General features: G+C 61.4%; 27 protein-coding genes. 21 read left to right on the plus strand and 6 right to left on the minus strand.

From position 1 onward, the window contains the following. Positions 1 to 102 precede the first annotated feature (102 nt). On the minus strand, positions 103 to 1,104 hold the full coding sequence (locus BJ6T_RS07650) for an autoinducer 2 ABC transporter substrate-binding protein (RefSeq protein ID WP_014491732.1): 1,002 nt from the start codon (positions 1,102 to 1,104) through the stop codon (positions 103 to 105). A gap of 449 nt (positions 1,105 to 1,553) precedes the next feature. After that, on the minus strand, positions 1,554 to 2,483 hold the full coding sequence (locus BJ6T_RS07655; RefSeq protein WP_014491733.1) for a LysR family transcriptional regulator: 930 nt from the start codon (positions 2,481 to 2,483) through the stop codon (positions 1,554 to 1,556). Between the two features lie 177 nt (positions 2,484 to 2,660). Here BJ6T_RS07655 and BJ6T_RS07660 point away from each other — a divergent pair, with 177 nt between their 5' ends. Genes BJ6T_RS07660 through BJ6T_RS07705 form a run of 10 tightly spaced genes read left to right on the plus strand, consistent with a single transcriptional unit; the run spans position 2,661 to position 11,724 of the window. Continuing rightward, positions 2,661 to 3,542 carry an HpcH/HpaI aldolase/citrate lyase family protein gene (locus BJ6T_RS07660; RefSeq protein WP_225894966.1) on the plus strand — a complete coding sequence of 294 codons (882 nt, stop codon included), beginning with the start codon at positions 2,661 to 2,663 and terminating at the stop codon, positions 3,540 to 3,542. A gap of 22 nt (positions 3,543 to 3,564) precedes the next feature. Continuing rightward, positions 3,565 to 4,758 (plus strand): CaiB/BaiF CoA transferase family protein, encoded by a 1,194-nt coding sequence (locus tag BJ6T_RS07665; protein ID WP_043900343.1) that lies wholly within the window; start codon positions 3,565 to 3,567, stop codon positions 4,756 to 4,758. Further along, positions 4,755 to 5,696, plus strand: a complete 942-nt coding sequence (locus BJ6T_RS07670; protein ID WP_014491736.1) for an allantoinase PuuE — start codon at positions 4,755 to 4,757, stop codon at positions 5,694 to 5,696. The genes BJ6T_RS07665 and BJ6T_RS07670 overlap by 4 nt, the downstream gene beginning before the upstream one ends. After that, positions 5,693 to 6,412, plus strand: coding sequence for a cysteine hydrolase family protein (locus BJ6T_RS07675; RefSeq protein ID WP_014491737.1), 720 nt, complete (start codon positions 5,693 to 5,695; stop codon positions 6,410 to 6,412). The genes BJ6T_RS07670 and BJ6T_RS07675 overlap by 4 nt, the downstream gene beginning before the upstream one ends. After that, positions 6,409 to 7,653, plus strand: coding sequence for an ABC transporter substrate-binding protein (locus tag BJ6T_RS07680; protein WP_014491738.1), 1,245 nt, complete (start codon positions 6,409 to 6,411; stop codon positions 7,651 to 7,653). Before BJ6T_RS07675 ends, BJ6T_RS07680 begins: the two co-directional genes overlap by 4 nt. A gap of 52 nt (positions 7,654 to 7,705) precedes the next feature. After that, positions 7,706 to 8,593 carry a branched-chain amino acid ABC transporter permease gene (locus BJ6T_RS07685; RefSeq protein ID WP_014491739.1) on the plus strand — a complete coding sequence of 296 codons (888 nt, stop codon included), beginning with the start codon at positions 7,706 to 7,708 and terminating at the stop codon, positions 8,591 to 8,593. Beyond that, on the plus strand, positions 8,590 to 9,471 hold the full coding sequence (locus BJ6T_RS07690; protein WP_014491740.1) for a branched-chain amino acid ABC transporter permease: 882 nt from the start codon (positions 8,590 to 8,592) through the stop codon (positions 9,469 to 9,471). The genes BJ6T_RS07685 and BJ6T_RS07690 overlap by 4 nt, the downstream gene beginning before the upstream one ends. Then, entirely contained in the window at positions 9,468 to 10,214 is a 747-nt protein-coding gene (locus tag BJ6T_RS07695; protein WP_014491741.1) for an ABC transporter ATP-binding protein, read from the plus strand. Before BJ6T_RS07690 ends, BJ6T_RS07695 begins: the two co-directional genes overlap by 4 nt. Continuing rightward, positions 10,214 to 10,924: an ABC transporter ATP-binding protein gene (locus tag BJ6T_RS07700; protein ID WP_014491742.1), complete on the plus strand. Its 711-nt coding sequence runs from the start codon at positions 10,214 to 10,216 to the stop codon at positions 10,922 to 10,924. The genes BJ6T_RS07695 and BJ6T_RS07700 overlap by 1 nt, the downstream gene beginning before the upstream one ends. A 41-nt stretch (positions 10,925 to 10,965) precedes the next feature. Then, positions 10,966 to 11,724 (plus strand): SDR family NAD(P)-dependent oxidoreductase, encoded by a 759-nt coding sequence (locus BJ6T_RS07705; RefSeq protein ID WP_014491743.1) that lies wholly within the window; start codon positions 10,966 to 10,968, stop codon positions 11,722 to 11,724. 20 nt (positions 11,725 to 11,744) lie between these two features. Here BJ6T_RS07705 and BJ6T_RS47920 read toward each other — a convergent pair whose 3' ends face one another. Together BJ6T_RS47920 and BJ6T_RS07715 are read right to left on the minus strand one after the other, a co-directional pair. Then, positions 11,745 to 12,146 (minus strand): hypothetical protein, encoded by a 402-nt coding sequence (locus tag BJ6T_RS47920; RefSeq protein WP_174770132.1) that lies wholly within the window; start codon positions 12,144 to 12,146, stop codon positions 11,745 to 11,747. A gap of 387 nt (positions 12,147 to 12,533) precedes the next feature. Then, positions 12,534 to 12,809 (minus strand): hypothetical protein, encoded by a 276-nt coding sequence (locus BJ6T_RS07715; RefSeq protein WP_028169944.1) that lies wholly within the window; start codon positions 12,807 to 12,809, stop codon positions 12,534 to 12,536. A 709-nt stretch (positions 12,810 to 13,518) separates the two neighbouring features. Here BJ6T_RS07715 and BJ6T_RS07720 point away from each other — a divergent pair. Then, a complete protein-coding gene (locus tag BJ6T_RS07720; protein ID WP_028169943.1) occupies positions 13,519 to 15,306 on the plus strand; it encodes a PHA/PHB synthase family protein in 1,788 nt (595 codons plus the stop codon). 149 nt (positions 15,307 to 15,455) lie between these two features. Beyond that, positions 15,456 to 15,914 carry a hypothetical protein gene (locus BJ6T_RS07725; protein ID WP_141379144.1) on the plus strand — a complete coding sequence of 153 codons (459 nt, stop codon included), beginning with the start codon at positions 15,456 to 15,458 and terminating at the stop codon, positions 15,912 to 15,914. Between the two features lie 13 nt (positions 15,915 to 15,927). Here the strand turns inward: BJ6T_RS07725 and BJ6T_RS07730 are convergent, their stop codons facing one another. After that, entirely contained in the window at positions 15,928 to 16,428 is a 501-nt protein-coding gene (locus tag BJ6T_RS07730; protein WP_141379142.1) for a glutathione S-transferase C-terminal domain-containing protein, read from the minus strand. 934 nt (positions 16,429 to 17,362) lie between these two features. Between BJ6T_RS07730 and BJ6T_RS07735 the strand changes: the two genes are divergently transcribed. The 4 genes from BJ6T_RS07735 to BJ6T_RS07750 all read left to right on the plus strand — a co-directional run bounded on the left by BJ6T_RS07735 (position 17,363) and on the right by BJ6T_RS07750 (position 20,501). Beyond that, complete coding sequence (locus BJ6T_RS07735; protein WP_028169942.1) at positions 17,363 to 17,785, plus strand: hypothetical protein; 423 nt, start codon at positions 17,363 to 17,365, stop codon at positions 17,783 to 17,785. Between the two features lie 136 nt (positions 17,786 to 17,921). Next, positions 17,922 to 19,799, plus strand: a complete 1,878-nt coding sequence (gene htpG / locus BJ6T_RS07740; protein WP_014491749.1) for a molecular chaperone HtpG — start codon at positions 17,922 to 17,924, stop codon at positions 19,797 to 19,799. A gap of 127 nt (positions 19,800 to 19,926) precedes the next feature. Then, positions 19,927 to 20,205, plus strand: a complete 279-nt coding sequence (locus BJ6T_RS07745) for a DUF3551 domain-containing protein (RefSeq protein ID WP_014491750.1) — start codon at positions 19,927 to 19,929, stop codon at positions 20,203 to 20,205. Positions 20,206 to 20,231: 26 nt separating this feature from the next. After that, positions 20,232 to 20,501, plus strand: a complete 270-nt coding sequence (locus tag BJ6T_RS07750) for a DUF3551 domain-containing protein (RefSeq protein ID WP_014491751.1) — start codon at positions 20,232 to 20,234, stop codon at positions 20,499 to 20,501. 44 nt (positions 20,502 to 20,545) lie between these two features. Here the strand turns inward: BJ6T_RS07750 and BJ6T_RS07755 are convergent, their stop codons facing one another. Further along, positions 20,546 to 21,241, minus strand: a complete 696-nt coding sequence (locus BJ6T_RS07755) for an SGNH/GDSL hydrolase family protein (protein WP_014491752.1) — start codon at positions 21,239 to 21,241, stop codon at positions 20,546 to 20,548. Positions 21,242 to 21,526: 285 nt separating this feature from the next. Between BJ6T_RS07755 and BJ6T_RS07760 the strand changes: the two genes are divergently transcribed. The 5 genes from BJ6T_RS07760 (at position 21,527) to BJ6T_RS07780 (ending at position 26,155) form a co-directional block, all read left to right on the plus strand. After that, positions 21,527 to 23,341: a long-chain-acyl-CoA synthetase gene (locus tag BJ6T_RS07760; RefSeq protein ID WP_014491753.1), complete on the plus strand. Its 1,815-nt coding sequence runs from the start codon at positions 21,527 to 21,529 to the stop codon at positions 23,339 to 23,341. A 148-nt stretch (positions 23,342 to 23,489) separates the two neighbouring features. Next, on the plus strand, positions 23,490 to 23,735 hold the full coding sequence (locus tag BJ6T_RS07765; RefSeq protein WP_014491754.1) for an acyl carrier protein: 246 nt from the start codon (positions 23,490 to 23,492) through the stop codon (positions 23,733 to 23,735). Continuing rightward, positions 23,722 to 25,104: a class I adenylate-forming enzyme family protein gene (locus BJ6T_RS07770; RefSeq protein WP_014491755.1), complete on the plus strand. Its 1,383-nt coding sequence runs from the start codon at positions 23,722 to 23,724 to the stop codon at positions 25,102 to 25,104. Before BJ6T_RS07765 ends, BJ6T_RS07770 begins: the two co-directional genes overlap by 14 nt. After that, a complete protein-coding gene (locus BJ6T_RS07775; RefSeq protein WP_014491756.1) occupies positions 25,097 to 25,819 on the plus strand; it encodes an SDR family NAD(P)-dependent oxidoreductase in 723 nt (240 codons plus the stop codon). The genes BJ6T_RS07770 and BJ6T_RS07775 overlap by 8 nt, the downstream gene beginning before the upstream one ends. Before the next feature lie 126 nt (positions 25,820 to 25,945). Beyond that, positions 25,946 to 26,155 carry a hypothetical protein gene (locus BJ6T_RS07780; RefSeq protein WP_014491757.1) on the plus strand — a complete coding sequence of 70 codons (210 nt, stop codon included), beginning with the start codon at positions 25,946 to 25,948 and terminating at the stop codon, positions 26,153 to 26,155.

Below are 26,155 nucleotides of genomic sequence, written 5' to 3' on the forward strand. Positions count from 1 at the left end.
TGTAATGGGACCGCTCGTCAAGCGATCGCCTCGACGAGGATCGCATTCCCGGCCGGAAAGCCGGGAATGCAGCGCGACGAGGCGGCTGGGACCGGTGTAGTTCTAGAGTCCTCCGGCGATCAGTCCGTCGATGGTTTCTTTGTTGATCCGCATGATCTTGTCGACCTTGATCTGCTTGCCGGCCACATCGACCGCAGCCTTGCCGAGGCCGGGAACATCGACGCCATCCGTGATTGGCTTGCCATCAAGCACGAGCTTGGCAACTGCAACCATGGCGTAACCTGCATCGGTGGGATTCCACAGGAAACCCTCGCGGATGGTATCATCCGCGATGAGCGATTTCGCCTGGCTCGGCAGCACGGTGCCGACCACGGCGATTTTCTTGCCAAGGCGTTGCTGACGCACCGCATTGCCGGCCCCGATCGGCCCATTCGAGCCGAAGCCGAGAATGCCGCGCAGGTTCGGATAGGCCTTGATCACGTCAAGAGTCGTGCGCTGGCTGGTATCGATCTCGTCGGCGCCGGGGAAACGGTCGGCGACGAGCTTCATTTTCGGGAAATTCTTCTGCTGATAGGCAATCGCGGCGTCGGCCCATTTGTTGTGAAGCGGCGTCGTCAACGTCCCGACATAAACCACGTAATCGCCTTCGCCGCCCATGTCCTTGGCGAGACGCTCCATCTGCACTTCACCGAAGCGAACGGAATCGATCAATTCGACATTCCAGTCACGGCCTTCTTGTTCGGGGCCCTCATGGGTGATGACTTTGATGCCGGCCGCCTGGGCGCGCTTGAGCACCGGCTCGCACACTTTGACGTCCAGCGGCACCAAGCCGATCACGTTGACCTTTTTGGCAATCAGGTCATCGAGCAGCTTTACCTGTTGTGCCGGATCGACGTTCGCCGGTCCAACCATGGTGGCATTGATGCTGAAGTCCTTGGCGCCCTTCTGGATTCCCTTTTCAAGAGCGTTGAACCACGGAATGCCGGCGATCTTCACGACCGTGACCATTTCCTTTTGAGCCTGCGCAAAAGCAAACCCCGGAAAGCCGGTACCGGCGATCGCCGCCGCACCACCAAGCATTTTGAGTGTCTGGCGTCTGTCCATTGTTCCCTCCCAGGAAGCTATTTTAGCCTCCGCTCCTTTACCCGGCACTCGCCTGGCGGAGCAGTTGGCTTCATTCTTGATTGGCGGCGAAAATTTCACCTCCAGCCTCAGGACTTGCGTGGGGATTAGAGACCAACGCTACGAAAGGTGTCAAGCAAGTGACATGTCAACCAGCCCCGCCTGCGGCGATGTCCGGGCATGGCCATGGCCGACCCGCAGCTAGCAACCGCCAAAGTCTGCCCTCACGAAGAGAGCGGACCAAATCCTTACAAACGTAGGCAGATCACGACCGGCGGAAGTCTTTGGAGGAGGTTGTTGCGGTCTCCTGGCTCAGCGAAGCTGGGCCGGAGAACAAAGCAATGCTTCGAAGGCAAAAGGGCAGATCGCACGCGCATGTTGGTGTAGATTGCGACGGGCTGTCGAATGCGCATTTGCAACGCGCGAAGCCCTCAAGCCAGCCTAGCTCCAAGCCACTGACCGCCAGTCACCAATTCCCGGGCAGCCTCTTCCACTACTGCCACCACGGTGGCTGCTGCTGGAGATAAGGCTGCTCCCGCCGCCTGGCACAACACAATGGTACGATGGCAGCCGCCCTCCGCGAAGGGCCTCGCCCGAATACGGCCCTGCTCGGCATCCATGCGAATGCACCCGCCTGGTAGCAGCGAGACGCCAAGCCCGGCCTGTACACATTGCGTGATCAGGGCGATGGCATCGACTTCGTGTTTGACGTTGAGCGGCAGGGAGCGGGCGCGAAAATGTCCTTCAGCCGTATGGCGCAGCCCATTGCCGACCGAAGGAAGGATAAATTCGTGCGCTGAAGCATCCATGAAGGAAATATGGGTCTGACGGGCACTCAGGTCGGCTGAGGTCGGTCCGACAAAGAGAAGCTCCTCTTTCAGAAGTTGCTGGCAGTGCAGGCCCGATGCTGAGCGCGGTTCTGCCATTACGGCGAAATCCAACTTTCCCGCTCGGATATCATTAACCAGCAAATGGGTGTGCTCTTGCTTCAGCTCCAGGCGAACATCGGGATAGCGCGCCGTAGTGAGCTGCAACAGTGGCAAGGCGAGCACCGTCATCAAGCTGTGCGGTAGCCCGACGGTCACTACACCCGACGGTCGTTCGATCGATTTGCGTACATCGTGCCGGGCCCGATCGAGTTGCTTAAAGACAATCTGACAGTGCTCGTAGAGCCTGGCCCCTGCTTCCGTCATAGCAACACCCTTGGCCGAGCGTTGCAAAAGCACTGCACCTAGTTCTTGTTCGAGCGACTGGATGCTCTTGGTCAAGGCAGGCTGGGCTACGTGAAGACTCGCAGCCGCTTTGCTGATGCTTTTGGCCTCGACGACGTCGACAAAATATCGAAGCTTGCGAAGGTCCATGACTGCACGTTTTGATTGTTTATGGCATTCCCTGCAGGAATGCCCCTCTAACAACATTATATTTGCCGAACAAGCAATCTAGGGATGGAATGACGCAGCTTTCCGGAAAAGCCAACGCGAAAACGGGGGCTCGCTGGACGGCGAGGTATAACCCGCTCTCATAGGTAGGTCGTGGCGATGTCTGCTACCCGTTCCCCGTCGATGCGAAGCAAGCTCTTCGTTCCGGGTTCCCGTCCCGAGTTGTTCGACAAAGCGTGGCAATCGGCCGCTGATGCAATCTCGTTTGATCTCGAAGATGCCGTCGCGGAAGACCGCAAGATCGAAGCGCGCGACTACGTCGCGAGGGCGCTTGAACGTCGCACAACGTCGGGAAAGGTTGTGATTGTCCGCATCAATCCCTGGGGCGAGCCTTTCTTTGCCGACGATCTCGAGGCGGTCGTGCGACCCGGCCTCGACATCGTCAATCTTCCGAAGGTCGAAAGTGCCGAAACGATCCTGGAGACGGCGCGCCTCCTCGATCGGCTCGAGCCCGAAAACGGTATCGGCCGCCGCGTTGGCATTCTCGCCAATATCGAAACCGCCCGAGGCCTTCGTGTGGCGGCCGAGATCTCGTTGTCCCATGAGCGGGTCATCGGCTTGCAGCTCGGCTTCGGCGATCTGTTCGAACCACTTGGAGTCGAGCGTAGTCCGCTTGCGCTGGCACCGGTGCGGCTGGCTGTCCGGCTTGCCGCTGCCGAAGCCGGTATCGACGCCTTTGACGGAGCATTCGTCGGCGTGGCGGATGGCGAAGCGTTCCGGATGGATGCTGAAGCTGGCCGCGCGTTAGGTCTTGCGGGAAAGAGCTGCATCCATCCTAGTCAGATCGACATCGTCAACGCGGTATTCTTTCCACGCGCCGCGGAAATCGAAAACGCACGGCGTATCGTGGCCAAAGCCGAAGAGATGCTCGCACGCGGTGTTGGGGCGTTCATGGTCGATGGCGTTATGGCCGATGGGCCATTCATCGACCGGGCCCGCACCGTACTGAGAATCGCTGAAGGGGCGGCCCACCATGCCTGAGACCATGAAAACCGAACTCACCATGCCTGCAGCCGCAGGCCCTCTGAAGGGTCTGCGCGTCATTGATTGCGCAACGCTGTTCGCGGGACCGATCATCTCGACGCTGATGGGCGATTTCGGGGCGGACGTCATTAAGATCGAGCATCCGAGCGGCGATCCCTTACGGAACATGGGCGCCAAAAAAGAAGGGCACGGCCTGTGGTGGAAGACCACAGGGCGCAACAAGCGTTGCATCGCGCTCGATTTGAAGACTGCCGCGGACGCGGAGATCTTCAAGGCGATGATCATCGACGCAGATATTCTCGTGGAGAATTTCCGAACCGGAACGCTGGAAAGTTGGGGGCTTGGGTGGGACGTGCTCTCGAAGATCAATCCCCGACTCGTGATGGTGAGGGTGACCGGCTTCGGCCAGACCGGGCCGTATAGCCGGCGTGCCGGGTTTGGCACGCTGGCGGAGGCGATGTCCGGCTTCGCTCATATCACTGGCCAGCCCGATGGGCCGCCGACGTTACCGCCATTTGGCCTCGCCGACGGCATCGCGGCTTATTACGGCTGCTTCGCCTCGATGTTCGCGATTTACGAACGTGACATCGGCGGCAGCGGCAAGGGCCAGTATATCGATCTTGCGATTTACGAACCGATCTTCGCCTTGCTGGGACCGCAGCCGATTATCTTCGACCAGCTCGGTGTAATTCAGAACCGCACCGGAAATCGTTCGGTCAACAACGCGCCGCGCAATGCCTATCGTACGCGTGAGGGGCGCTGGGTGGCGCTATCGGCGGCGACACCCAGCATCGTCAGGCGTGTGCTCGACCTGACGGGGGGGGCGGGTACGGCGGATGATCCGCGCTTCCAGACCAACCTCGACCGCATCAAGCATGTCGAGGAGATCGATCGGATCGTCGGTGGCTGGATCGCCAAGCATGATTTGCCTCAAGTCCTCGAGACTTTTGAGCGCGTCGAGGCAGCGATTGCGCCAATCTATGATGTCGAGCAAATCTTCGGGGATCAGCAATATATTGCGCGAAACTCGGTGGTCTCGGTGCCGGACGAGGATCTCGGGCCGGTGCGGATGCAGAACGTCTTTCCGGTGATGTCGCGCACGCCCGGCGCTATCCGTCGCACCGGCGCGCGGATCGACCAGGACCGTGAAGAGATTATTGATGAGTTGCGGGTCGCAGGCCGGCTTCCGGCACTGGGAGAGGACAGAGCATGACAAGCGTCTGGCGGCCGAGTTCCGAACATCCGCGTGATTTTGTTGGTTACGGCCGAAAACGCCCCGATCCGCGCTGGCCTGGCAACGCCCGGATCGCCGTGAATTTTGCGATCAATTATGAGGAAGGGTCGGAATACAGCGTTCCAGACGGCTGCGGTCGCACCGAGCTTGGCCTTGCCGAGGCCCCGGGTGGGCGGGTGCCGGCCGGACAGCGCGATCTCGCCTTCGAGACCATGTACGAGTATGGCAGCCGGGTCGGAATCTGGCGACTGTTCGATCTATTTAAGGAACGGCAGTTGCCGGCAACGGTGTTTGGCTGTGCCGTCGCGCTGGAACGCAATCCGCAGGTAGCGGAGGCTATCGCTGCTTCGAATTTCGATGTCTGTTGTCATGGCTGGCGTTGGGAAGAGCATTTCCGCCTTAGCGAAGAGGAAGAGCGAGAGCGCATCGCGCGCGCGGTTGCTTCGATCAAGCGCACGACCGGCAAGCGGCCGCTCGGATGGTATTGTCGTTTCGGGCCGAGCGAGAATACGCGGCGCCTTATCGTCGAGGAGGGCGGCTTTCGTTACGATTCGGACGCCTACAATGACGAACTGCCCTATTGGGTCGAGGTCGAGCGCAAGACCCATCTTGTCGTGCCCTACACGATGGATGCCAATGACGGGAAGTTTGCGGCTCCCTCCGGCTTCTCTGCGCCCGACGACTTTGAAGGCTATCTGAAGTCGGCTTTCGACCAGCTTTACAAGGAAGGTGCCGAGAAGCCCGGGCTGATGTCGATCGGCCTGCACCCGCGCATTACGGGACGACCGGCAAGGGCGCGGGCTTTGGCGAACGTCCTCGAGCACATCCTCAAGCATGACCGCGTCTGGCTCTGCAGGCGCCTCGATGTCGCCGATCATTGGCACGGCCACCACGCGCCGTCCGAGGTTGACCGATGAACGACACAACCGAAACGAAAATCTGGGATAACTATTTGGGTGAGGCAGACCGCGCCGTATTGGCGAGGGGACGGTTTGCGCAGCGGATGGGCTTCGGCGCCAGGCCCGCAATCGTAGTCATCGATGCGCAACGCTACATGGTCGGCGAGCGCGGCATTCGCGACGAGCGCTATCCCTCATCCTGCGGCGAAATTGGATGGGCAGCAGTCGATCGGATCGCCGCCATCCTGGACGCCGGACGAGAGGCAGGCGTTCCCGTGTTTCTAACCCGCTTCGCCCTCGACGCCAGCGGCAATGATATCGGTGTCTATGGTCGCAAGCGCGCCTTCATGAAGGAGCGCGATGACTGGTGCATCGACGGAACGATGGGCGCCGAATTGCTGCCCGAGGTCGGACCCAAGCCAGGCGATATCGTCTTCGTGAAGAAAAAGCCCAGTGGTTTCCACGGGACGCCGCTGCTCGGATATCTCGTCGAGCGCAATATCGACACCGTGATCGTGCTCGGCGGTGCGACCAGTAATTGCGTGCGCGCCACCGTCTTCGACGCCGCTTCCTACAATTATCGCGCGATCGTTCCGGCCGACGCGGTGTTCGACCGGTTGCCGATCTCGCACGCGATCAGCCTCTTCGACATGGATCGGCAATTCGCCGACGTGACGGATGCGGCGACCGTCATTGCCAGACTGCAGAAATACAGCAAGGGGGATAGACAATGAAACGTTTCGCATTGGCGGCTCTCGTGTTCGCCGCATCGACCTTCTCCGCGGACGCGCAAGAAACATGGCGCATCGGGGCACTCTACCCGCTGACAGGCGGCCTGGCGCTGCTCGGTAATGAGAACCTTAATGGCGCGCGTATTGCCGTTGACATGATCAACGAGAAAGGCGGCATCGCCGGCAAGAAAGTCGAACTCGTCCAGGGCGACGCCTCGACCCCGGACAAGGCTCAGTCGGAGGCCGAGCGCCTGTCTTCACTTGAGAATTTGCAGATCATCACCGGCACCTATTCGAGCGGGCTGTCTTACGCCGCAAGCCAGGTGGTGGAGCGCCGCGGCGGGATATATTGGGAGACCGGCGGCATCGCCGACGGTTTGACCAAGCGCGGTTTCAGCGGCTATTTCCGCCTCGTGTTCACGGCGAGCTCGAACGGTCAGCTTGCCGCCAGTCTCGCAGCGAGCGCCATTGCACCACGTCTTGGCAAGAAGCCTGCCGATCTCAACGTGCTCATCGTCCACGAGGATTCGGATTACGGTACCTCAGTTGCGACCGCGGCCGAGACCAAGGCCAAGGAACTCGGCTTCAAGGTCGCGGGGCGTCTGCCGTACAAGGCCGCGACCACCGATCTCGCCCCACTCGTGCTGCGCATGAAGGCGAGCAGCGCTGACATCGTCATCGCCTCGTCCTATGCCAACGACGCGCTACTAATCCAACGCCAGATGAAGCAACTCGGCATCAATGTCGGGGCTTTCATCGGTACCGGTGGCATTTACGGCCTGGCGAGCTTCGGTGAAGGATTGGGGAGCGCCGTCAATGGAATCTTCGACACTGAGGGGTCGGCGGGGATCAATCCGGCGTCGCTTTCGGAGGAGGCGCGAACGTTGCTCGCCGAGTTTCAGAAACGATTCCAGACCAGTCAGGGCAAGGCGCCATCCTATGTCGGCACCCAGGGCTTTGTCGGTACCTACATTTTGCTCGACAAGGTGCTGCGCACGGCAGGCGTGACGGATCCCGCCAGGCTGAAGGAGGCCGCGTTGGCGCTCGACATTCCCACCGGCGGCACTTCGCTCGGCTGGGGCGTCAAGTTCGTCCGGCCGGGTAGCGAGATGCAGGGGCAGAACGAGCGTTCCTTCCCGGTCGCGCAGCAATGGCAGGATGGAAAGCTCGTCGTGGTGGCGCCGGATAACCTCAAGACCGGCGATCCGGTGCTGGTGCCGCTCCAGACCTGGGACAAGCGCTGATCTGGCCGCGGTGGCTGGCAATGCCAGTCATCGTCCATAGCCTGGATACGAGATGCTGGACATCCTTCCTCAATTGCTTGTCTCGGGCCTGCTCATCGGCGGTGTCTACGGATTGCTATCGATCGGCCTCACATTGATCTTTGGTGTCCTGCGAATCGTCAATTTCGCGCAAGGCGAGTTCATCATGCTCGCCATGTTCGGCGCCTTCTGGCTTAACACGCTTTGGGGGATCGACCCCTATGTATCTATCCTTATCGTCACACCGGTTCTGTTCGGGCTTGGCTTGCTCGCCGAACGCGTGGTGATCAAGCCGATTCTGCACGCGCCACATGCGATGCAGATATTCGCGACCTTTGGCCTATCGGTAGTGCTTCAGAACGTTGCCCTTACCTTCTGGGGGCCTGACTACCGTTCGGTTCAGACGACCTATTCGTCGCAATCCCTAATCGTCGGGAATGTTGCCATCTCCGTGAGCTCACTTTACGCCTTCATCGTCGCCTTTCTGATGGCGGGAGCGTTGATCGCGTTCTTGCAATTCTCGCGCGACGGCAAGGCACTGCGCGCCATGGTGCAAAACCGGTATGCCGCTTCGCTGATGGGGGTGAACACGGACCGGCTGAACCGGCTGGCGTTCGGCGCCGGCGTTGCCTGTGCGGCGGTGGCAGGCTGCATCCTGACGCCGATGTTCTATACGTTTCCGACCGCAGGGGTCGACCTGATCATCACTGCCTTTGTCGTTGTCGTTCTCGGCGGGCTCGGCAGCGTCGCCGGCGCTATGGTTGGAGGGCTGATCATTGGCGTCACCCAGACGCTGACAGGCTTCTACGTCTCGGTCGAACTCAAGGACGTCATCGCGCTCGTGCTGTTCATTCTGATTCTGTTGATCCGTCCTCAGGGACTATTCGGCCGCGCTGGCATGGAAGAGGTCGGCACCAAATGAGCGCGTTCTTCAATGACTACTACCTCAACATCGCCGTGATGACCTGTCTCTGGGCGGCCCTGTCCGGCGCCTGGAATTTGATGGCGGGTTATGGAGGCCTGGTGTCGCTCGGACAGTCGGCGTTTTTTGGTATCGGCGCCTACATCACTGCGATTGCCTTCACCAGATACGGTGTTTCGCCCTGGCTAGGCCTGATCGCTGGTATCTTTGTTACGACCGGGCTTGCCGTCGCGATCAGCTGGCCTTGCTTTCGGCTGCGGGGAGCATTCTTCTCGCTCGCAACGCTGGTCTTCCCGATCGCGATGGAAATCGTCGCCAATAACTGGAGCGATCTCACGCGCGGCCCAAGCGGCATCGCGATCCCGTTCCAACCGGGTATCTCTACATTCATGTTCAGCTCGCGGTGGGCTTATCTCGTCGCGGCCTTCGCGCTGATGATGACAGTCTACGCGATCACCCGCTGGATGCATCGTGGCAAGCTCGGCCTCTATCTGATCGCTGTTCGCGACGACGAGGCAACGGCGGCCAGCATGGGTATTAAGACGGTCAAGGTAAAGTTAATCGTCACCATGATCAGTGCTGCACTCACAGCCGTCGGCGGCTTCTTCTATGCCCAGTACATCCTGTTCCTCGATCCGCCGAGTGTGTTCTCGATCAACATTTCAGTGCAGATCGCGCTTTTGAGCATCATTGGTGGGCTTGGCACACCGCTTGGCCCGATCGTGGGTTCGCTGGTGATGACTCCGCTCGATGGGGTGTTGAGCCAGTTCTTTGGCGGCGGGCCCCGGCTATTGATCTATGGCGCCGTGCTTCTCGGGACTGTGCTGTTGGCGCCCAAGGGTATCGTCGGCACACTCAAGGCATGGCGCCCCACATGATGGACACGGCCAGCCGATCTATTGGTAAGGAACTGTTGCGCGCGAGCGGGCTTGTACGCCGCTTTGGCGGACTCGTCGCCGTGAACGAGGTGTCGCTGAATGTGACCCACCGCGAGATCGTTGGGCTCATCGGTCCAAATGGCGCTGGCAAGACATCGCTGTTCAATATCCTGAGCGGTCAACTTGGGCCCGATTCCGGCAACGTCAGTTTCGCCGGCCAGGACATTACCGGTGCTTCTGCAAGTGTCTGCGCTCGCGCGGGAATTGGCCGTACGTTCCAGATCGTCAAGCCCCTCGTCAGCCTGACGGTGCATGAGAATGTCACCGTCGGCGCGTTGCTGAACTATCCGCTGGCGACGGCACGCGAAAAGGCCGAGGAGATCATCGGCCGCGTCGGCATGCGTTCGTTGCTCAACCAGCAGGCGGGCAGTCTGACCTTGGAGTCCCGCAAGCGGCTAGAACTCGCGCGCGCTCTCTCGATCGAACCAAGGATGTTACTGCTTGATGAGATACTCGCCGGGCTCAATGCTTCGGAAATCAACGAGAGCATCCATTTGATCCGCAGCTTCGCGCATCAGGACGGCCTCGCCGTCATCATGATCGAGCACAATCTGCATGCCGTGATGTCGCTCGCCGACAAGGTCATAGTGCTCGACTACGGACGCAAGATCGCCGAGGGCAAGCCGGAGGTAGTGGTGCGAGACCCCGCTGTAGTGGCAGCTTATCTCGGAAGCGACGACTGATGGCGCTCGATGTAACCGATCTCAGCGCCGGCTATGGCGACGTTACCGTATTACGCGGCGTCACATGTTCGGTATCAGCCAACAGCGTTGCTGCATTGCTCGGCGCCAATGGTGCGGGGAAGACCACCACGCTGAACGCAATCTCCGGCCTGCAGGCGAATGTCTCCAGCGGTACGGTCCGGCTCGAAGGCATCGATATTACGCGTATGCCGGCCCATGAGCGCGTCGAGGCGGGCATCGCACATGTTCCGCAGGGTCGCCAACTCTTCGCCTTCATGAGCGTGCGCGAGAATCTTGAACTCGGAAGCTACGCACCGCGGGCGAGGGGACACGAGAAGGACGCGCTTGACCGGGTCCTTTCCATTTTTCCCCGGTTAAAGGAGCGGCTTGGCCAGCAGGCTGGGTCGCTATCTGGCGGCGAGCAGCAGATGTGCGCAATCGCGCGCGGCCTGATGTCGAGGCCTCGCTACCTGCTGCTCGACGAGCCCTCGCTCGGCCTGGCTCCCATTGTGGTCAAGCAGGTTATGGCTGTCATCGGCCAGATTGTGGCACAAGGCATCGGCATTCTACTCGTCGAGCAGAATGTCGCCCTGGCCCTCAAGCAGGCGCAGTACGCTTACGTGCTGGAGCACGCCAGGATCGCGATCGAGGGCCCTGCCGCCGCTCTCCAAAACGATGATCGGGTCAGAAAGGCCTATCTCGGACTTTGAGCTCGCTGGCGAGTATCAAGTCACGGCAAAAAGGGAAAACCATGGATCTTAAGCTCGCCGGCAAGGTCGCGCTTGTCACCGGTGCCAGCGTCGGCCTCGGCCGCGCGATCGCGCAGAAGCTTGCTGAAGAGGGATGTCGTCTCGCAATCGTGGCCCGGCGAGAAGACCGCCTAAGAAATGCTGCGGACGAGATTGCGGCTTCTGGACGCGAGCGGCCGTTGATGATCGTCGCAGATGTCACACAGCACGAGGCAGCCGCGCGTATCAGAGATGAGGTGCTTGCCGCTTTCGGCCGCCTCGACATCCTCGTCAACAATGCCGGCGGTTCGCGGCCCTTCGACGGCCTAGGCACACGTCAGCAATGGGATGAGGCTATGGCGCTTAATTTTCATGCCGGTCGTGAACTCGCCCATGCCTTCGTGCCCATGATGCAGGCTCAGAAATTCGGTCGGATCATCAATCTGACCGGAGGCGATGAGCCGTTGGCGTTGAATGGTGGCATTCCGCCCAATGGAGCCACCCATATCTGGGCAAAGTCGCTTTCCCGTGTTGTCGGCAAGGATGGGATCACGGTCAATTCGATCCCGCCCGGCCGGCTACACTCCGAGCAGATCGATCAGAAATTATTGCCGACCGAGGAATCTCAGCGCAAATGGGTCGCGGAGAATTGTCCTGCTGGCTATATCGGGGAGCCGGAAGCTCTCGCAGTGCTTGTCGCCTTTCTTGCCTCTCCACTTGCCCGTTACATCACGGGCCAGGTAATCCACGTTGACGGAGGTGCGCGACGCTTCTCGCACTAGGTCCGGTTCGTGAATATTTGTCAGATCGAAGGCAAGATCTCATTGCCACCGCCGTGACCGGCGTCGTCAGGAATATGCAGCCTAGTGGTCTCCCATCGCTTGTGCAGTTGCCAGGCTGTGGACAATGGTCCGCTGATGTCGAAACGACCGTGGATCAGGGCGCCGGGAATGCCGTTCAGCGAGGGCGGCGCAGATGCATGCCGCTGGATGCGGCGATCACCCATTGGGAACGAGAACATAAAATAAGGAGCCGGATGGATCTCGCTCAGCCGACCAGGGCCATAGCGGAACCATCGTCCTGCAACTCGAACGGTGCTCGCCCGTTGCAGCCTGTCAGCAAAAAGGCCGCAGCGGCTTGCGACGCTGCGGCCCCGCCGGGTCAAAAAAATACGTGAAATATGGTCCAGCCCCGGCTTCGACAAAGCTACGCCCGAGGTTTTTGCGCCGCAAATAGAAACGGTGCGTCGCTTTACGAACGAGACTAGCTGTTACCGCTGGACAACTAAAACCTCAGGAACCTTGACCTACAGGTCGGTCGAGGCTTGTGGGTTGATTTAGGTCAACTATCTGGTGCGACAGGCTGCCGCGCCGACAAAGTCCTCCCTTATCGATTTCTCCAGTATGCTTGGCTTGCGCTCGGCGGGGCGTGCTTCACGAGGGATGGAGCGGCCCCGGCGCTTGCCAGCCCCTGCCGGGGTCGCTTCCCTAGTGAATGTCCACGCTCATCCGAGCCGTGACACCGGCTGCAAGCGGCGCAACGGTATGTGCGCCAAGTCAAGAGAGCGACCTTCCGAGTGCGCAAAGCGACTTCAGTTGCGCAGCCGAACGCGCGACCCCTTGACGATGGACGATACGACCCGATCGTAGGTTTCTAGTGCTGCCTCGGTCGCCAACTTGACCATTTCGCGATAGGCGATTTCGTCCATTTGAGTGAAACTGTCCCGGATCACTTCAGCCAACTCTTCATCGGTGACCGATGATCGATTTGGATCTGCTTTTCCCGTCAGGCGGCTATACAAATTGAGACGGTAGACTTCGGCCGAAAGTTGCCAGGCCCAATCTTCGAGATTTAGCTGTTCTGTCATCACCGCAATGCAGGATCCGGAGGGTGGTAAGTCGTTGCAGCGGAGATCAGATAGCTGATGAAGATCGGTCTAAACACCAACCCATGGTTGGACCAATAAGCTGCTCTGGTTGCACCGCCGTTGTTTGGGGCTTCGTAGAGTTCCCGGGACGCAGCGATTGACGATGTCCGCTATTGGTAACCTATTCCACGCGCAAGCATCATCGCTTTAGTTGTTCCCTAGACTCCGCTGTGTGTCACCCTAGCGACCCAGCGTTCGGCGATCTGCTCAACCGATCCTCTCCGGTGTCGGCGAAGCGGCAACGTATCCCTCCGATCGCCATACGCCTTCGCATGGGTCAGGTGCGATCGAGACCAATTAGCGGCACGGTCCATTTGGGGCGGCCTCAGTGCTGACGAGGCAAAGGCAGCTCATAGACGTTGGACAACCTCTTGCATTGGGGCCGCAATCACAACCGCCGCCAGCGGCGATCGGATATTTTTGCGGCCCTCGCACCTAGAGGCCCGGGTGCCCTTTGCAGAGCACAATATACCCGAATTTGTGCGGATCGCCGGACGAGTCCGGGTATCTACATGTGATGCTCAACGTTGATCGCAGCACAAGGAAACTACGACCTCACGTTAATCCAGCCACCCGCGGGATCGACCGCCTCTTCGCTGGCCTTCGATCCCAGCGGTGCTACTCTTTCGAAAAACGGAGGGAGGAAGACATGAGAGATCGATCGACGCAACCTACGTGGGATCCTCTTGTTCTCGCCGGCCAACTGCACTCGGTCGCGAAGCAGAGCCAGTTGTTGATGCAGCGGTTCGCCACATCCCAGGCCGACGCCACGAAGGTCGGCATGGGAGACACCTCGACGCTCGGGTTTGATTTCGTCGATCTCATGACAAGAATGATGTCGGACCCGACGCCGGTGGCGAAGGCCCAGATCGACCTCTTCAACGACAGCATGGCGGTTTGGAAGTCGGCGGCAGAAAGCATGTGGCTGACGCGGCCTTGCGAGTCCGACAAACCCAAGGACAAGCGTTTCAAGCATCCCGACTGGACCGAGAATGCGGTCTTTAACTACGTGAAGGAAAGCTACCTGGTCGCCGCAAAGGCAATCCTTTCGACCGTCCGAGACGTCAAGGGCATGGACGACGCCACTGCTCGAAAGGTCGAGTTCTACACGCGTCAGTTCGTCGACGCCATTTCTCCTTCGAACTTCGTCGCCACCAATCCGGAGGTGCTCAAAGCCACGCTGGAGACCGGAGGACAAAACCTGCTCCGCGGGCTGGACAACCTGCTTTCCGATCTCGGTCGTGGCGAGGGTCGCCTCTCCATCACGATGACCGACATGAAGGCATTCCGGCTCGGCGAGAATATCGCGACGACTCCCGGGAAGATCGTCTTCCAGAACAACCTGATGCAGCTTATCCAGTACGCTCCTTCGACAAGCGACGTACGCAAGCGGCCTCTCCTCATTATCCCGCCGTGGATCAACAAGTTCTACGTCCTCGATCTTCAGCCGAAGAATTCGCTTATCAAGTGGGCGGTCGACCAAGGCCATACCGTCTTCGTCATCTCCTGGGTCAATCCGGACGAGAAGCTCGCTGAGAAGGGCTTCGAAGACTACATGCTCGAGGGTCCGGTCGCGGCCCTGGATGCAATCAAAAGGGCGACCGGCGAAGAGCAGGTCAATGCCATCGGATACTGTCTTGGAGGCACTCTGCTCGCCTCAACGGCCGCCTACCTGGCCGCGAACGAAGACGACAGGATCGCAAGCGCAACCTACTTCGTGACGCTGGTGGATTTCGCGGAAGTCGGTGATCTGGCCGTCTTCATAGATCAGGAGCAGCTCGCAACGCTCGAAAGGCGCATGCGCGAGCGCGGATATCTCGACGCTCAGGATATGGCGACATCATTCAATATGTTGCGGGCCAACGACCTAATCTGGTCCTTCGTCGTGAACAACTACTTGCTCGGCAAGGAGCAGCTCCCGTTCGACCTACTGTTTTGGAACTCGGACTCCACACGGATGCCCGCTGCCATGCATTCATTCTACCTCCGAGAGATGTATCTGGAAAATCGTCTATCCAAGCCCGGCGGCATCACGCTCGCTGGCACCCCGATCGACCTGTCGCGGATCAAGATCCCGTCGTTCATCCTGTCCACGCGCGAGGACCATATCGCCCCATGGACGTCGACCTATGCGGCGACGCGTCTATATTCCGGTCCCGTCAAATTCGTTCTGTCCGCCTCAGGACACATGGCGGGAGTCATCAGCGCACCGGGCAGCAAGTACGGCCATTGGACGAACGATAACTTGCCGCCTACCCCCGACCAGTGGTTCGCAGATGCAACCAGTCATCGGGACTCCTGGTGGCCCGTTTGGGACGAGTGGGTGAGCCGCCTGGATCATCAGCGCGTTCCCGCGCGCGAACCGGGCGGCGGCAACTTGCCGGTCATCGAGGACGCTCCTGGCTCCTACGTGCGCGTGAGAGCGGTAGCATCCTAGCTGATCCGCACACGCGCAACTGCTCCGAGGAAAATCGGTCGGCGGCGACGGCGACCAGCGGACTTCTTCACCGGCCCAGTCCCTGAGCCATAATCTCGGCTGATTCCGGCCCGACCCTGCCAGGGCTGAAGGGTGGGGACCCGTCGAAAGTGATCAGATTGTTTGCCTTGGGAGTGGCTGGCCTGGCGGCGCTGGGTGCTGTTGCGGCGCTTGGTCGAAGCGCTGCTCCGGTCGCCTCCGCTACAGTCGCGCCCGAGATTGTGAGCTACCCGGTTGTATCCGGTACCAAGGGTGACCGACTGCTCGCGGCCCAAAAGGAAGATGTGGCGCTTGCCGTTTCCGCCGCCACGATAGATCCGAATCCGACACCCGAGGTCGTCGTATCGACGCCGGCTCCTCAAGCGAAGGCCAAGCCGAAAGAGCCAGCCTTCATCCCGCGTCATTGGCACGATAACGCCGCTTCCGGCTACCAAATCCGCAAGCGCAGCGCTGCCCAGTCAAAAGACGCTCAATCCAGAGCGATCGAGAGGCCAAAACAGAGCTGCAGCCAGGACGGGCTCAGCCCTTTGCTTCGAAAGCTCAATCTGCAACCGAACTGCGAGCTTTGATCTCCGCGGAAGCTCAAGCAACCGAGTGCCGCTTCGCCTGCATCGACGTCCGCGCCTCGAAGCTGGTGAACCATGCGGCGCATTTCGGATGGCGCGAGCGCCAGTCGAAGTCGGGGAAGCGCAGATCAAGATAGCCGAAGGCGCAGGCGAAGATGATCGTGCCGATGTCGACGCGCTCGCCGAGCATGGGGCAGCCTTCTATATCGCGGAAGCAAGGTTTCGACCTTGTCCAACTGGCCATCGAGCCGGGCAGCCAGAGCTTCTCGGGCGGACGGACCGCAAGCTCGTAGCGCGAGAGCGGCGTGGCGGCCAGAATGCCGTCGGCAGTGCCCTGATCGCCCAGCGCTCGCCAATGTTGCGCCTGCAACTTCGGAAACAGTTTTCCGTCTGCGAGGTCATTGAGATATTCGCAGATAACGCGGCTTTCAGCGAGGACACCTGTTCGTGGAGGTTGTCCGCCGTCCGCCTGAAGGGAAAATGCTTGCTGCGCACCAACTAGAGCGGCGAGTGTCACGATACAGGTAAGGAAATGTGACGTGAGCTACTCACTCGATCCGTGAGGACCACCTTGATCGTTGACCTTCCGGTCTGTCTCCAGCACGCTTGGAATCAAGCGACTGCCTTTTAGACCGGAGGTACCATGACGAGCGACACATTGGACAACGATGGACGGAGACAGCCCGGAAGTGCGTTGTCGTCTACGAATGGTGGCGATGCGAAAGCAGTCCCATTTCGCGAGCGGCTCAGTTGCACGATAGACGAAGCTTGTATGGTAACCGGCTTGGGGTGCGCAAAGCTTTAAGAGTTGATAGGATCTGGCCAACTTATCACGGCAACAGTCGGACGCCGCCGCTTGGTGATAGTGCGATCACTGCTCGCACTTCTGGACGCAACTATTTCGGCGTGACTAGGCGCTGCCTTCTCGTGAGCCATTCCAGCCTCTGAGCCGCGTAAACGGATGAATTCCGCGGTGCGGCATCGAACGCTGAGCTACCGCCGCAATTGTTCACCCCACCGCCGTGCCCAACCGCGGCCATTCCGGTCGATGCTCTCAGCTTGAAAAGATCGACCTATTTCTTCGCCGCCGCCCAGCCCAGTGAATCGGCGCGGCTTTTCGTCAATTGACGAGCCCAGGGGAAAGGTAGGGCGGATGGTGGGGCGGAACGATAAAAGATCAAGAAGACCGCCGGACAAAAGTAAGGCGCGACTGGCATCACCACAGTCGCGCCCTACGTCGCCGGCTTATGGGGCAGGGGGGAATAGCCGGCTGTTGAAACGACTCTCGGGCCCGGGAGTCGTTCCAGGCGGCTGAAAATTTTTTTGTGCGGCGTTTTTATGCGGCCTGCCGTGAATTTCGCACACGGTTAAGTGATCTGAACGGCTGAGAACTGCCGGTCCTCCCATCGCGTTGTTCCCGGGATCGCCGATGGGGCGAGGGATTGTCAGTCATGTTACAGATTCAAAAGGTATTTTTGGGTGCTGTTGCGATTGCCGCGACCCTTGGTGCCGTCCAGGTCGGTGCCGTGCAGCTGACCTCCGGCCACGATCTGGCCGACCGCTGGCAGGCGGTCGCCGACAGGTCCACGCAAGATGCGGTTCACAACGTCAACCGTTCCGGCAAGGCCGACCGGTTCGCCGACCTGAAGCAGGCCCGGGTTCCCACCCGTACCGTGTCGATACGGCTGAACGATCTGGCGGAGACGTCGGTGCTGCTGCGGGTCCCCGCGGTCATCGAGACTGGCAACGCCAAGCCCGTGCTGCTCGAGAACCGGAAGCAGGGCCCCAAGAGGCCGACGATTGCTTGCGAGCCGATGGTCAGCTCCCTGACCGAGGTCGCAAAACTGCTTCAGCCCGGCCGCTGTGTGACCTGATCCTTCTTCGCCGTCCCCGGCCGCCATGGACAAATCGCCCTCCCGCCGGGAGGGCGATCTTTCACGTCCACTTGATCCCCTATCCCCTCGCGTTATATCCCGGGTTTCTTTCCCCCTTGATTGACCGGATAAACGCATGACGACGTCAGATACGGCCGCGCATACGCAGCCTTTCCAGGCCGAGGTTTCCGAGCTTCTGCACCTCATGGTGCACTCCGTCTATTCCGAGACCGATATCTTCCTCCGCGAGCTCGTCTCCAACGCGTCCGACGCCTGCGACAAACTGCGCTATGAAGCCATCGCCAGCCCGGAGCTGCTGGGCGAGGGCGACGCGCTCAAGATCCGGATCATTCCCAACAAGACGGCCGGAACGCTCACGATCGCCGATAACGGCATCGGCATGGAGCGCCAGGAGCTGATCGACCATCTCGGCACCATTGCCCGTTCCGGCACCAAGGCGTTCGTCTCGAAGCTGAAGGAGGCCAAGGACGGCCTCGGCCTGATCGGCCAGTTCGGCGTCGGCTTCTATTCCGCCTTCATGGTCGCCGAGAAGATCGTCGTGGTCAGCCGCCGTGCCGGCGAGAGCGACGTGTGGAGCTGGACGTCCTCCGGCGGCTCCGGCTTCGAGATCGCGCGCGCAAGCGATGAGGAAGCGGCGCGCGTGGCACGCGGCACCGAGATCGTCCTGCACCTGAAGGACGACGCGAAGAAGTATCTCGAGACCTACGAGATCGAGCGCATCGTCAGTGCCTATTCCGACAACATCCTGTTCCCCATCGAGCTGGTGCCGGAAGAGGGCGAGCCGCGCCAGATCAACTCGGCGAGCGCGCTGTGGCAGCGTTCCAAGTCCGAGCTGACGGCCGAGGACTACAAGAAGGCCTATCAGCAGATCGCATCGGCCTTCGACGATCCCGCGATGACGCTGCACTACCGCGCGGAAGGCCGCTATTCCTACGCCGTGCTGCTGTTCGCGCCGTCGACGAAGCCGTTCGACCTGTTCGAGCCGAACCGCAAGGGCCGGGTGAAGCTTTACGTCCGCCGCGTCTTCATCACCGACGATGCCGATCTGCTGCCGGGCTATCTCCGCTTCATCCGCGGCGTGGTCGACAGCGAAGATCTCCCGCTCAACATCTCGCGCGAGATGCTCCAGAACAATCCGCAGCTCGCCCAGATCCGGAAAGCCGTGGCGACCCGGGTCGTATCCGAGCTCGAAAGCCTCGCCGACAAGGACCCGGAGAATTTTGCCAGGATCTGGGACGCCTTCGGCGCAGTGCTGAAAGAAGGCATCTACGAGGATTTCGAGCGGCGCGAAAAGCTGCTGTCCTTGTCGCGCTTCACCACCACCTCGGGCGAGAAGCGTTCGTTGAAGGACGTCATCGCCGGTTTCAAGCCGAACCAGACCGAGATCTATTATCTCGTCGGCGACAGCATCGAGCGGCTGAAGTCCAATCCGCGGCTGGAAGCCGCGACCGCCCGTGGCATCGAGGTGCTGCTGCTGTCGGATCCGGTCGACGCCTTCTGGACCTCGATGCCATCGGAGTTCGACGGCAAGCCGCTGAAATCGCTGAGCCAGGGCGATCTCAATCTCGACCTGATCCCGCGCACCGACGAGCCCGACGAGGCGAAGCAGGACGAGCCGGCCGCCGACGAGGCCGCCACCATCGCGATGATCAAGGCCGCGCTCGGCGAGCGCGTCAGCGACGTCAAGGTCTCGACGCGCCTCACCAGCTCCGCCTCCTGCCTCGTCGCCGACAGCCAGGGCCCGAGCCGCGAGCTCGAGCGTATCCTGTCGCAGCAGAACCGCGGCATGCGCACCAAGCCGATCCTCGAGATCAATCTGCGCCATCCGCTGGTGACGGCGATCACCAGGGCGCAAGCCGGCTCCAGGGCGGTCGATGATCTCAGCCTGCTCCTGCTCGAACAGGCGCAGATCCTGGACGGCGAATTGCCCGAAGACCCTGCCGCGTTTGCGGCAAGGTTGAACCGGCTGGTCCTGCAGGGGCTGGGCGGGTAGCGCGCGCAGCGCACCCCGCTCACCTTGCCGTCATCCGCCGGAGGAACAGTCGCCTCCGGCGTGGTGTTATGCCATAGGAGGACGTCGGCACGAGATTCGACGCCGCCATCGATTCGAGGATGTCTCCATGCGCCTGCCTATCCTGACCCTCACCGCGATTGCCGCGCTGTTCGCGTCGGCAGATGCCGACGCCCAGACCTATGATCCGCGCTATCCGGTGTGCATGCACGTCTATACTTCGGGCGGCCGGGGCGGTGGCGGCGACTATTACGACTGCTCGTTCACCTCGATCCCGCAGTGCCGGGCCACGGCGTCGGGCCGCGCGGCGAGCTGCGACGTCAATCCCTACTATGCTTTCGACGAACCGCCGCCGCCGCCGCGCCGGCGTCAAAAGAAGTCGAACTAGCGATTGCGATATCGGGGACATTTTTCATGCTTCGCTCATTCGGCCTGATCGCGTTCGTCGGTGCATTGCTCATGGCCGCGCCGTCGCATGCGCAGACCTTCGATCCCAGCTTTCCCGTCTGCATGCACGTCTACTCAGGCGCGAACGGTGGCGGCGGGGAGTGGTACGATTGCTCCTTCACGTCGCTGCCGCAGTGCCGCGCCACGGCGTCAGGCCGCTCGGCGAGCTGTGACGTCAATCCGTATTATCCGGTCAACGCTGCGCCGCCACGCCCACGTTACAGGCGAGGCGGCTAGCGCCTATCGCTCGTTCGGCGCCCGATCCGACGGAGCATGCTGAACTAGGTGTCGTAAGGCGTCGCCGCGAAGATCGCGTCGGTCAATTGCCAGGTCATCTTGTCCGTGGTCCAGTCGCTGGCGTGCAGCCTGGTGTCATCGCCCGGGTCGACCAAACGGTCGAACGAGATCCTTGCGACCTCGTGCCAGCCCTGCATCAGCGCGAAACGGCGGAAGACGTTGACCTGTTTCTCGTACGCGATCTGGCTGATCGCCCCGACCATGGCGTCCGCCTTGTTGCGCTTGGCCGGTGTCAGCACCGCAGGCACATATTGAAGGTCCATCAGGATCACGTCGATCCGCTTCGCGCCGAGCAGCTGGTCGACACCCTCCCGGATGGCCTTCGTGGTCTCCGCAAACGAGGGACCGTCGGCCTGCCACACCGAATTGGTGCCGACCTGCCAGATGACGAGATCGGGGTTGAGATCGAAGACGTCGTGCTCGAACCGCTTCAGCTCCAAAGGAGCGTCTTCGCCGCCGACGCCGCGGTTGATCACCTCGATTCCGACATTTGGAAATTTGATCCGAAGATCCGCCAGCAGTCGCTGCGGATAGGGCGCGATGCCGCCTTCGCCCGCCGTGGTCGACGAGCCGATCGCAACCACCCTGGCCTGTCCACCCATCACGCGGCTGGCGAAATTCGTCAGGCGCTGCTCGAACGGCTTGGCCTGGACCGGAAACTCTGACGGATCGAGAGCCACGGGACGCCTCCCTTTCGTAGCCTGACAACGCAGGGTAGAAAAGCATAACCCGTTTACCAGGGAGCGCCTAGCCTCGGCGGGGCCGGATCGCTATTCCGTCCTGATCTCCGACAAACTCGACCACCTTGCGCCAGCGCTAGGTCTCCACCGTCTGCATGCCGCCAAACTCGCCCGCGTTGGATGGCCAGAGTTAATCACGTACTAACCTGGCTTTACCTTGTCTCTTAACACCTGGGCAGGGCGTGCGAGCTAAGCTTCGGGAAACCGCAGACACGTTCCGAAAGAATGGACGGCATGACCACCGGCGTCATCGAGCAACCGAAAGTCGCGCGCGCACCTTCGGCTTCAAAGATCTGGCTGAAGGCGATCGAGCTCACCGCGCGCATCGAAACGCTGCCGGGCCGGCTGTTCGCCGACGTCGTCGACGATTGGGCGCGGCGTCAGCCCGCTCGCGCCGCGTTGGTCGCAGGTGAGACAACGATCGACTACGCAGGCCTCTCGAAGCGCATCAACCGCTATGCGCGCTGGGCGCGCTCGGTCGGCGTGGCCAAGGGGGATACCGTTGCCCTGATCATGCCGAACGGCATCGACTATGTTGCCGCGTGGCTCGGCATCAGCCGGGTCGGCGGCGTGGTCGCGCTGATCAACACCAGGCTCGTCGGCCAGTCGCTGGCGCATTGCGTCGATGTCGCCAGGCCGTCGCACGTCATCGTCGCGCACGAGCTCATGGAAGCCTTGGACGGCGCGTCGCCGCACCTGAAGACAGAAGCAAAAGTCTGGACCCATGGCGATGTCCGCAGCGAGCGCGCGATCGACGTCGCACTTGCCGCGCTCGAGGACGGGCCGCTCTCGCCGGACGAGCATGGCGACGTGACGATCAACGACCGGGCCCTGCTGATCTACACCTCCGGGACCACCGGCCTGCCGAAGGCGGCGAGCATCAGCCACCGCCGCATCCTCAACTGGGGCTTCTGGTTCGCCGGCCTCACCGGCGCCACCCCGCAGGACCGGCTCTATGATTGCCTGCCGCTGTTCCACTCGGTCGGCGGCATTGTTGCCCCGTGCAGCATGCTCGCCGCCGGCGGCTCGGTGGTGATCGCGGAAAAATTTTCGGCCTCGAACTTCTGGTCAGACATCGTGCGCCACGATTGCACGCTGTTCCAGTACATCGGCGAGCTCTGCCGCTATCTTCTGAAGGCGGCGCCGTCGGAATACGAGAACCGTCACCGCCTGCGGCTCGTCTGCGGCAACGGCCTGCGCGGCGACATCTGGGAGGATTTCCAGAGCCGCTTCGCCATTCCGCGCATCCTCGAATTCTACGCGGCGACGGAAGGCAATTTCTCGCTATTCAACGTCGAGGGGCAGCCGGGCGCGATCGGCCGCGTTCCGCCGCTGCTCGCGCATCGCTTTCCGGCGGGTCTCGTCAAGCTCGATCCTGACAGCGGTGCACCGCTGCGCAACGAAGAGGGCTTTTGCATTGCCAGCGCCAGGGGCGAGGCCGGCGAAGCCATCGGCCGCATTGGCACCGCGGACGAAGGCGGCGGCCGCTTCGAGGGCTATACCGACGCCGCCGAGACCGAAAAGAAGATTTTGCGCGACGTCTTCGCCAAGGGCGATGCCTGGTTCCGCACCGGCGATCTGATGCGCCTCGACGACAAGGGCTTCTTCCATTTCGTCGACCGCATCGGCGACACGTTTCGTTGGAAGGGTGAGAACGTCGCGACATCGGAGGTCAACGACGCCGTGCGCGATTTCACCGGCGTGATCGATGCCACCACCTATGGCGTCAGCATCCCCGGCACCGACGGCCGCGCCGGCATGAGCGCCATCGTCGTGAACGAGGGCTTTGACATCGAGGGGCTGCCCGCCCATCTCGCGCGGCGCTTGCCGGCTTATGCCCGCCCCGTCTTCATTCGCATCTCCGGTGAGCTCGATGCGACCGAGACGTTCAAGCAGAAGAAGGGCGAACTGTCTCGCGATGGCTTTGATCCGAGGTTGATAAGCGATCCGCTGTTCATGCTCGACCCGAAATCGGGCGCCTACGTCGCCTTGGACGCGGACGTGTACGCAGGGATCATCAATGGCGCGATCAGGCTCTAGCCGCACGAAAATCCGCCAGATAGGTCCAATTTTATCTGAATTGTCCAAGAAGCCATTTACTTCTGTCGGGTAAACAACACGGGCCTTGGGGAGGCGGTCATCAAGAGCCGCTGCAACACGAATCATCAATAACAAGAGTGAGCCAGCCATGTCGGTAAGGTCAAAGGTCATCGAAGCGATCCAGCAGATCGCCAAGGAGCAGCACGTCACGCTTCCCGCACTCTCGGACGATCTGTCCCTGCACGAGACGGGTTTCGATTCCCTCGCCTTCGCAATTCTGGTGGCGCGCCTCGAGGACGAGACCGGCGTCGATCCCTTCACCATTTCCGAGGACGTAGCGTTCCCCGCCACCGTGGGCGATTTCGTGCGGGCCTACGAAAATGTCCCCGCGTGAGATCTTCGCGCTTCGCGACTATCTAAGCCCGGAGCTCAAGGGCCGCACGATCTCCGACGCCCATCATGTGGTGTCGCTGACGGACGTCCTCGGGCATACGGTTCTGGGCGGCGGCTTGCGTGAGTTGGCGGGCCGCTCTGTCCTGCTCAAGCTGTCGGACCAGCTCAAATCCGGCCTCGCCATGATCGAGCTCGACGGTGTCGCGCGGCGCATGCTGCTGTGCCCGCCCGATCTCAATCCGGCGCATCTCGATGCGCTGATCGCGGACGCCGAGATCGATGCCGTCGTCACCGACCAGCCCGCGCAATGGGCCGCAAAGGCGGTCGCGCTCGTCGTCACCGCGCAATTGCCGCTTCAGGCCGCCGCGCAGGCCAAGACCGAACGCGCCACGGAATGGCTGATGCTGACGTCCGGCACATCGGGCGTGCCGAAAATCGCCGGCCATACGCTGGAAGCATTGACGGGCGCCATCGTCGCCGAAGGCCCTGCGCGCGGACCCGCGCCGGTCTGGGCGACATTCTACGACATTCGCCGCTATGGCGGCCTGCAAATCTTCCTGCGTGCGGTTCTCTCCGGCGGCTCGATGGTGCTGTCCGATCCGCATGAAGCGCTCGGCGACCACGTCGCGCGCCTGAACGCGGGCCGCGTCTCTCATATCTCCGGCACGCCATCGCACTGGCGCAAGCTCTTGATGAGCGGCTCGGCTGCGCAGTTCGCGCCGGGATATGTCCGTCTGTCCGGCGAGATCGCCGACCAGGCGGTGCTCGACGGCCTGAAGGCCGCGTTCCCCAATTCCTCCGTCGGTCATGCCTATGCCTCGACCGAGGCAGGTGTCGGCTTTGCCGTCAATGACGGGCTGGAGGGTTTTCCGGCCGATTATCTCGGCAACCGCAACGGCGTCGAGATGAAGGTCGTGGATGGCTCGCTGCGCATCCGCTCGACGCGCACGGCGCATGCTTACATCGGCCGCAATGCGGCCGCGCTGACCGATGACGACGGGTTCGTCGACAGCGGCGACATCGTCGAGTTGCGCGGCGACCGCTATTATTTCGTCGGGCGCCGCGGCGGCATCATCAACATCGGGGGGCTGAAGGTTCACCCCGAGGAGATCGAGGCGGTCATCAATCGCCATGCCGATGTGCGGATGTCGCGGGCGAAATCGCGCCGCAGCCCGATCACCGGCGGCATCGTCGTCGCCGACGTGATCCTTGCCGACGGCACCGATCAGGCGCGGGCGAAGGAGATCCGCGACCAGATCCTGGATCAGTGCCGCGCGCAGCTTGCCTCCCACAAGGTGCCGGCGGTGATCCGTTTCGTCGAGGCGCTCGACGTCACCCCGGCCGGAAAACTGGCGCGCACCGATGCATAACGTCCTCGTCACCGGCGGCAGCCGCGGCATCGGCCTTGCCATCGGCAGGCGGCTGGCTGATGCCGGCTATAACGTGATTGCGGCGGCACGGCGCGAGAGCGACGAGCTCAGGGCGGCGATCGGCCTCTCCGAAGGGCGCCTGCATTTCCGCGCCTGCGACCTCGCCGTGATCGACGCGATCCCGGCGTTCGCGAAGCTTATCCGCGACGAGTTCGGCCCGATCTACGGCCTCGTCAACAATGCCGGCCTCGGCACCGAAGGCCTGCTTGCCACCATGCACAATTCCGAGATCGAGGCGCTGGTTCAGCTCAACGTACTGTCGCCGATCATTCTCACCAAATATGTCGCGCGCCAGATGATGGCCGATGGTGCCGGGCGCATCATCAACATTTCCTCGATCATCGCGACCACGGGCTACAACGGCCTCTCCGTCTACGGCGCGACCAAGGCCGCCGCCACCGGCTTCACCCGCTCGCTCGCGCGCGAGGTCGGCAAGCTCGGCATCACCGTGAACGCGATCGCGCCTGGTTTCATCGACACCGAGCTGACCCACAATCTCTCCGACGAAGGACGCAAGCGCATCGCCGGCCGTAGCGCACTGCGCCGCCTGCCCGAGACCGACGATGTCGCGCGCATGGTGGAATACCTGCTCGGCGAGGGCGGCCGCAACGTTACCGGTACCGTGTTCACGATCGACGCGGGGAATACGGCGTAAGCGGAACTCCGCCGCCACAATTGAGTTGATCCGGCGCAATGACATCAAGCCGGATTTGGTCGTAAGATGCCCCGCAATCGATTGGGTTACGTCAATCGATCTGCCCTAATCGAAGGGGAGCAGTCGATGGCCGCGCAGAGCATGACCGCTTCAAATCAGAGTCGGACCGAGCAGCCTCTTGCGAAGCCGGACGACACCCATTGCACGCCGATGACAAATCAGAATTCGGGCAGTCACGGCTATGAGATGTATCCGCAGCAATTCGTGCGCCTCGTCGGCTGCCACGACGCCTCGCTCGAGGCCTTGCGCAAGCGCGAGGACGAAAAGCTGCACTAG

Origin of the sequence: Bradyrhizobium japonicum USDA 6 (assembly GCF_000284375.1) — a bacterium.
Lineage (GTDB): Bacteria > Pseudomonadota > Alphaproteobacteria > Rhizobiales > Xanthobacteraceae > Bradyrhizobium > Bradyrhizobium japonicum.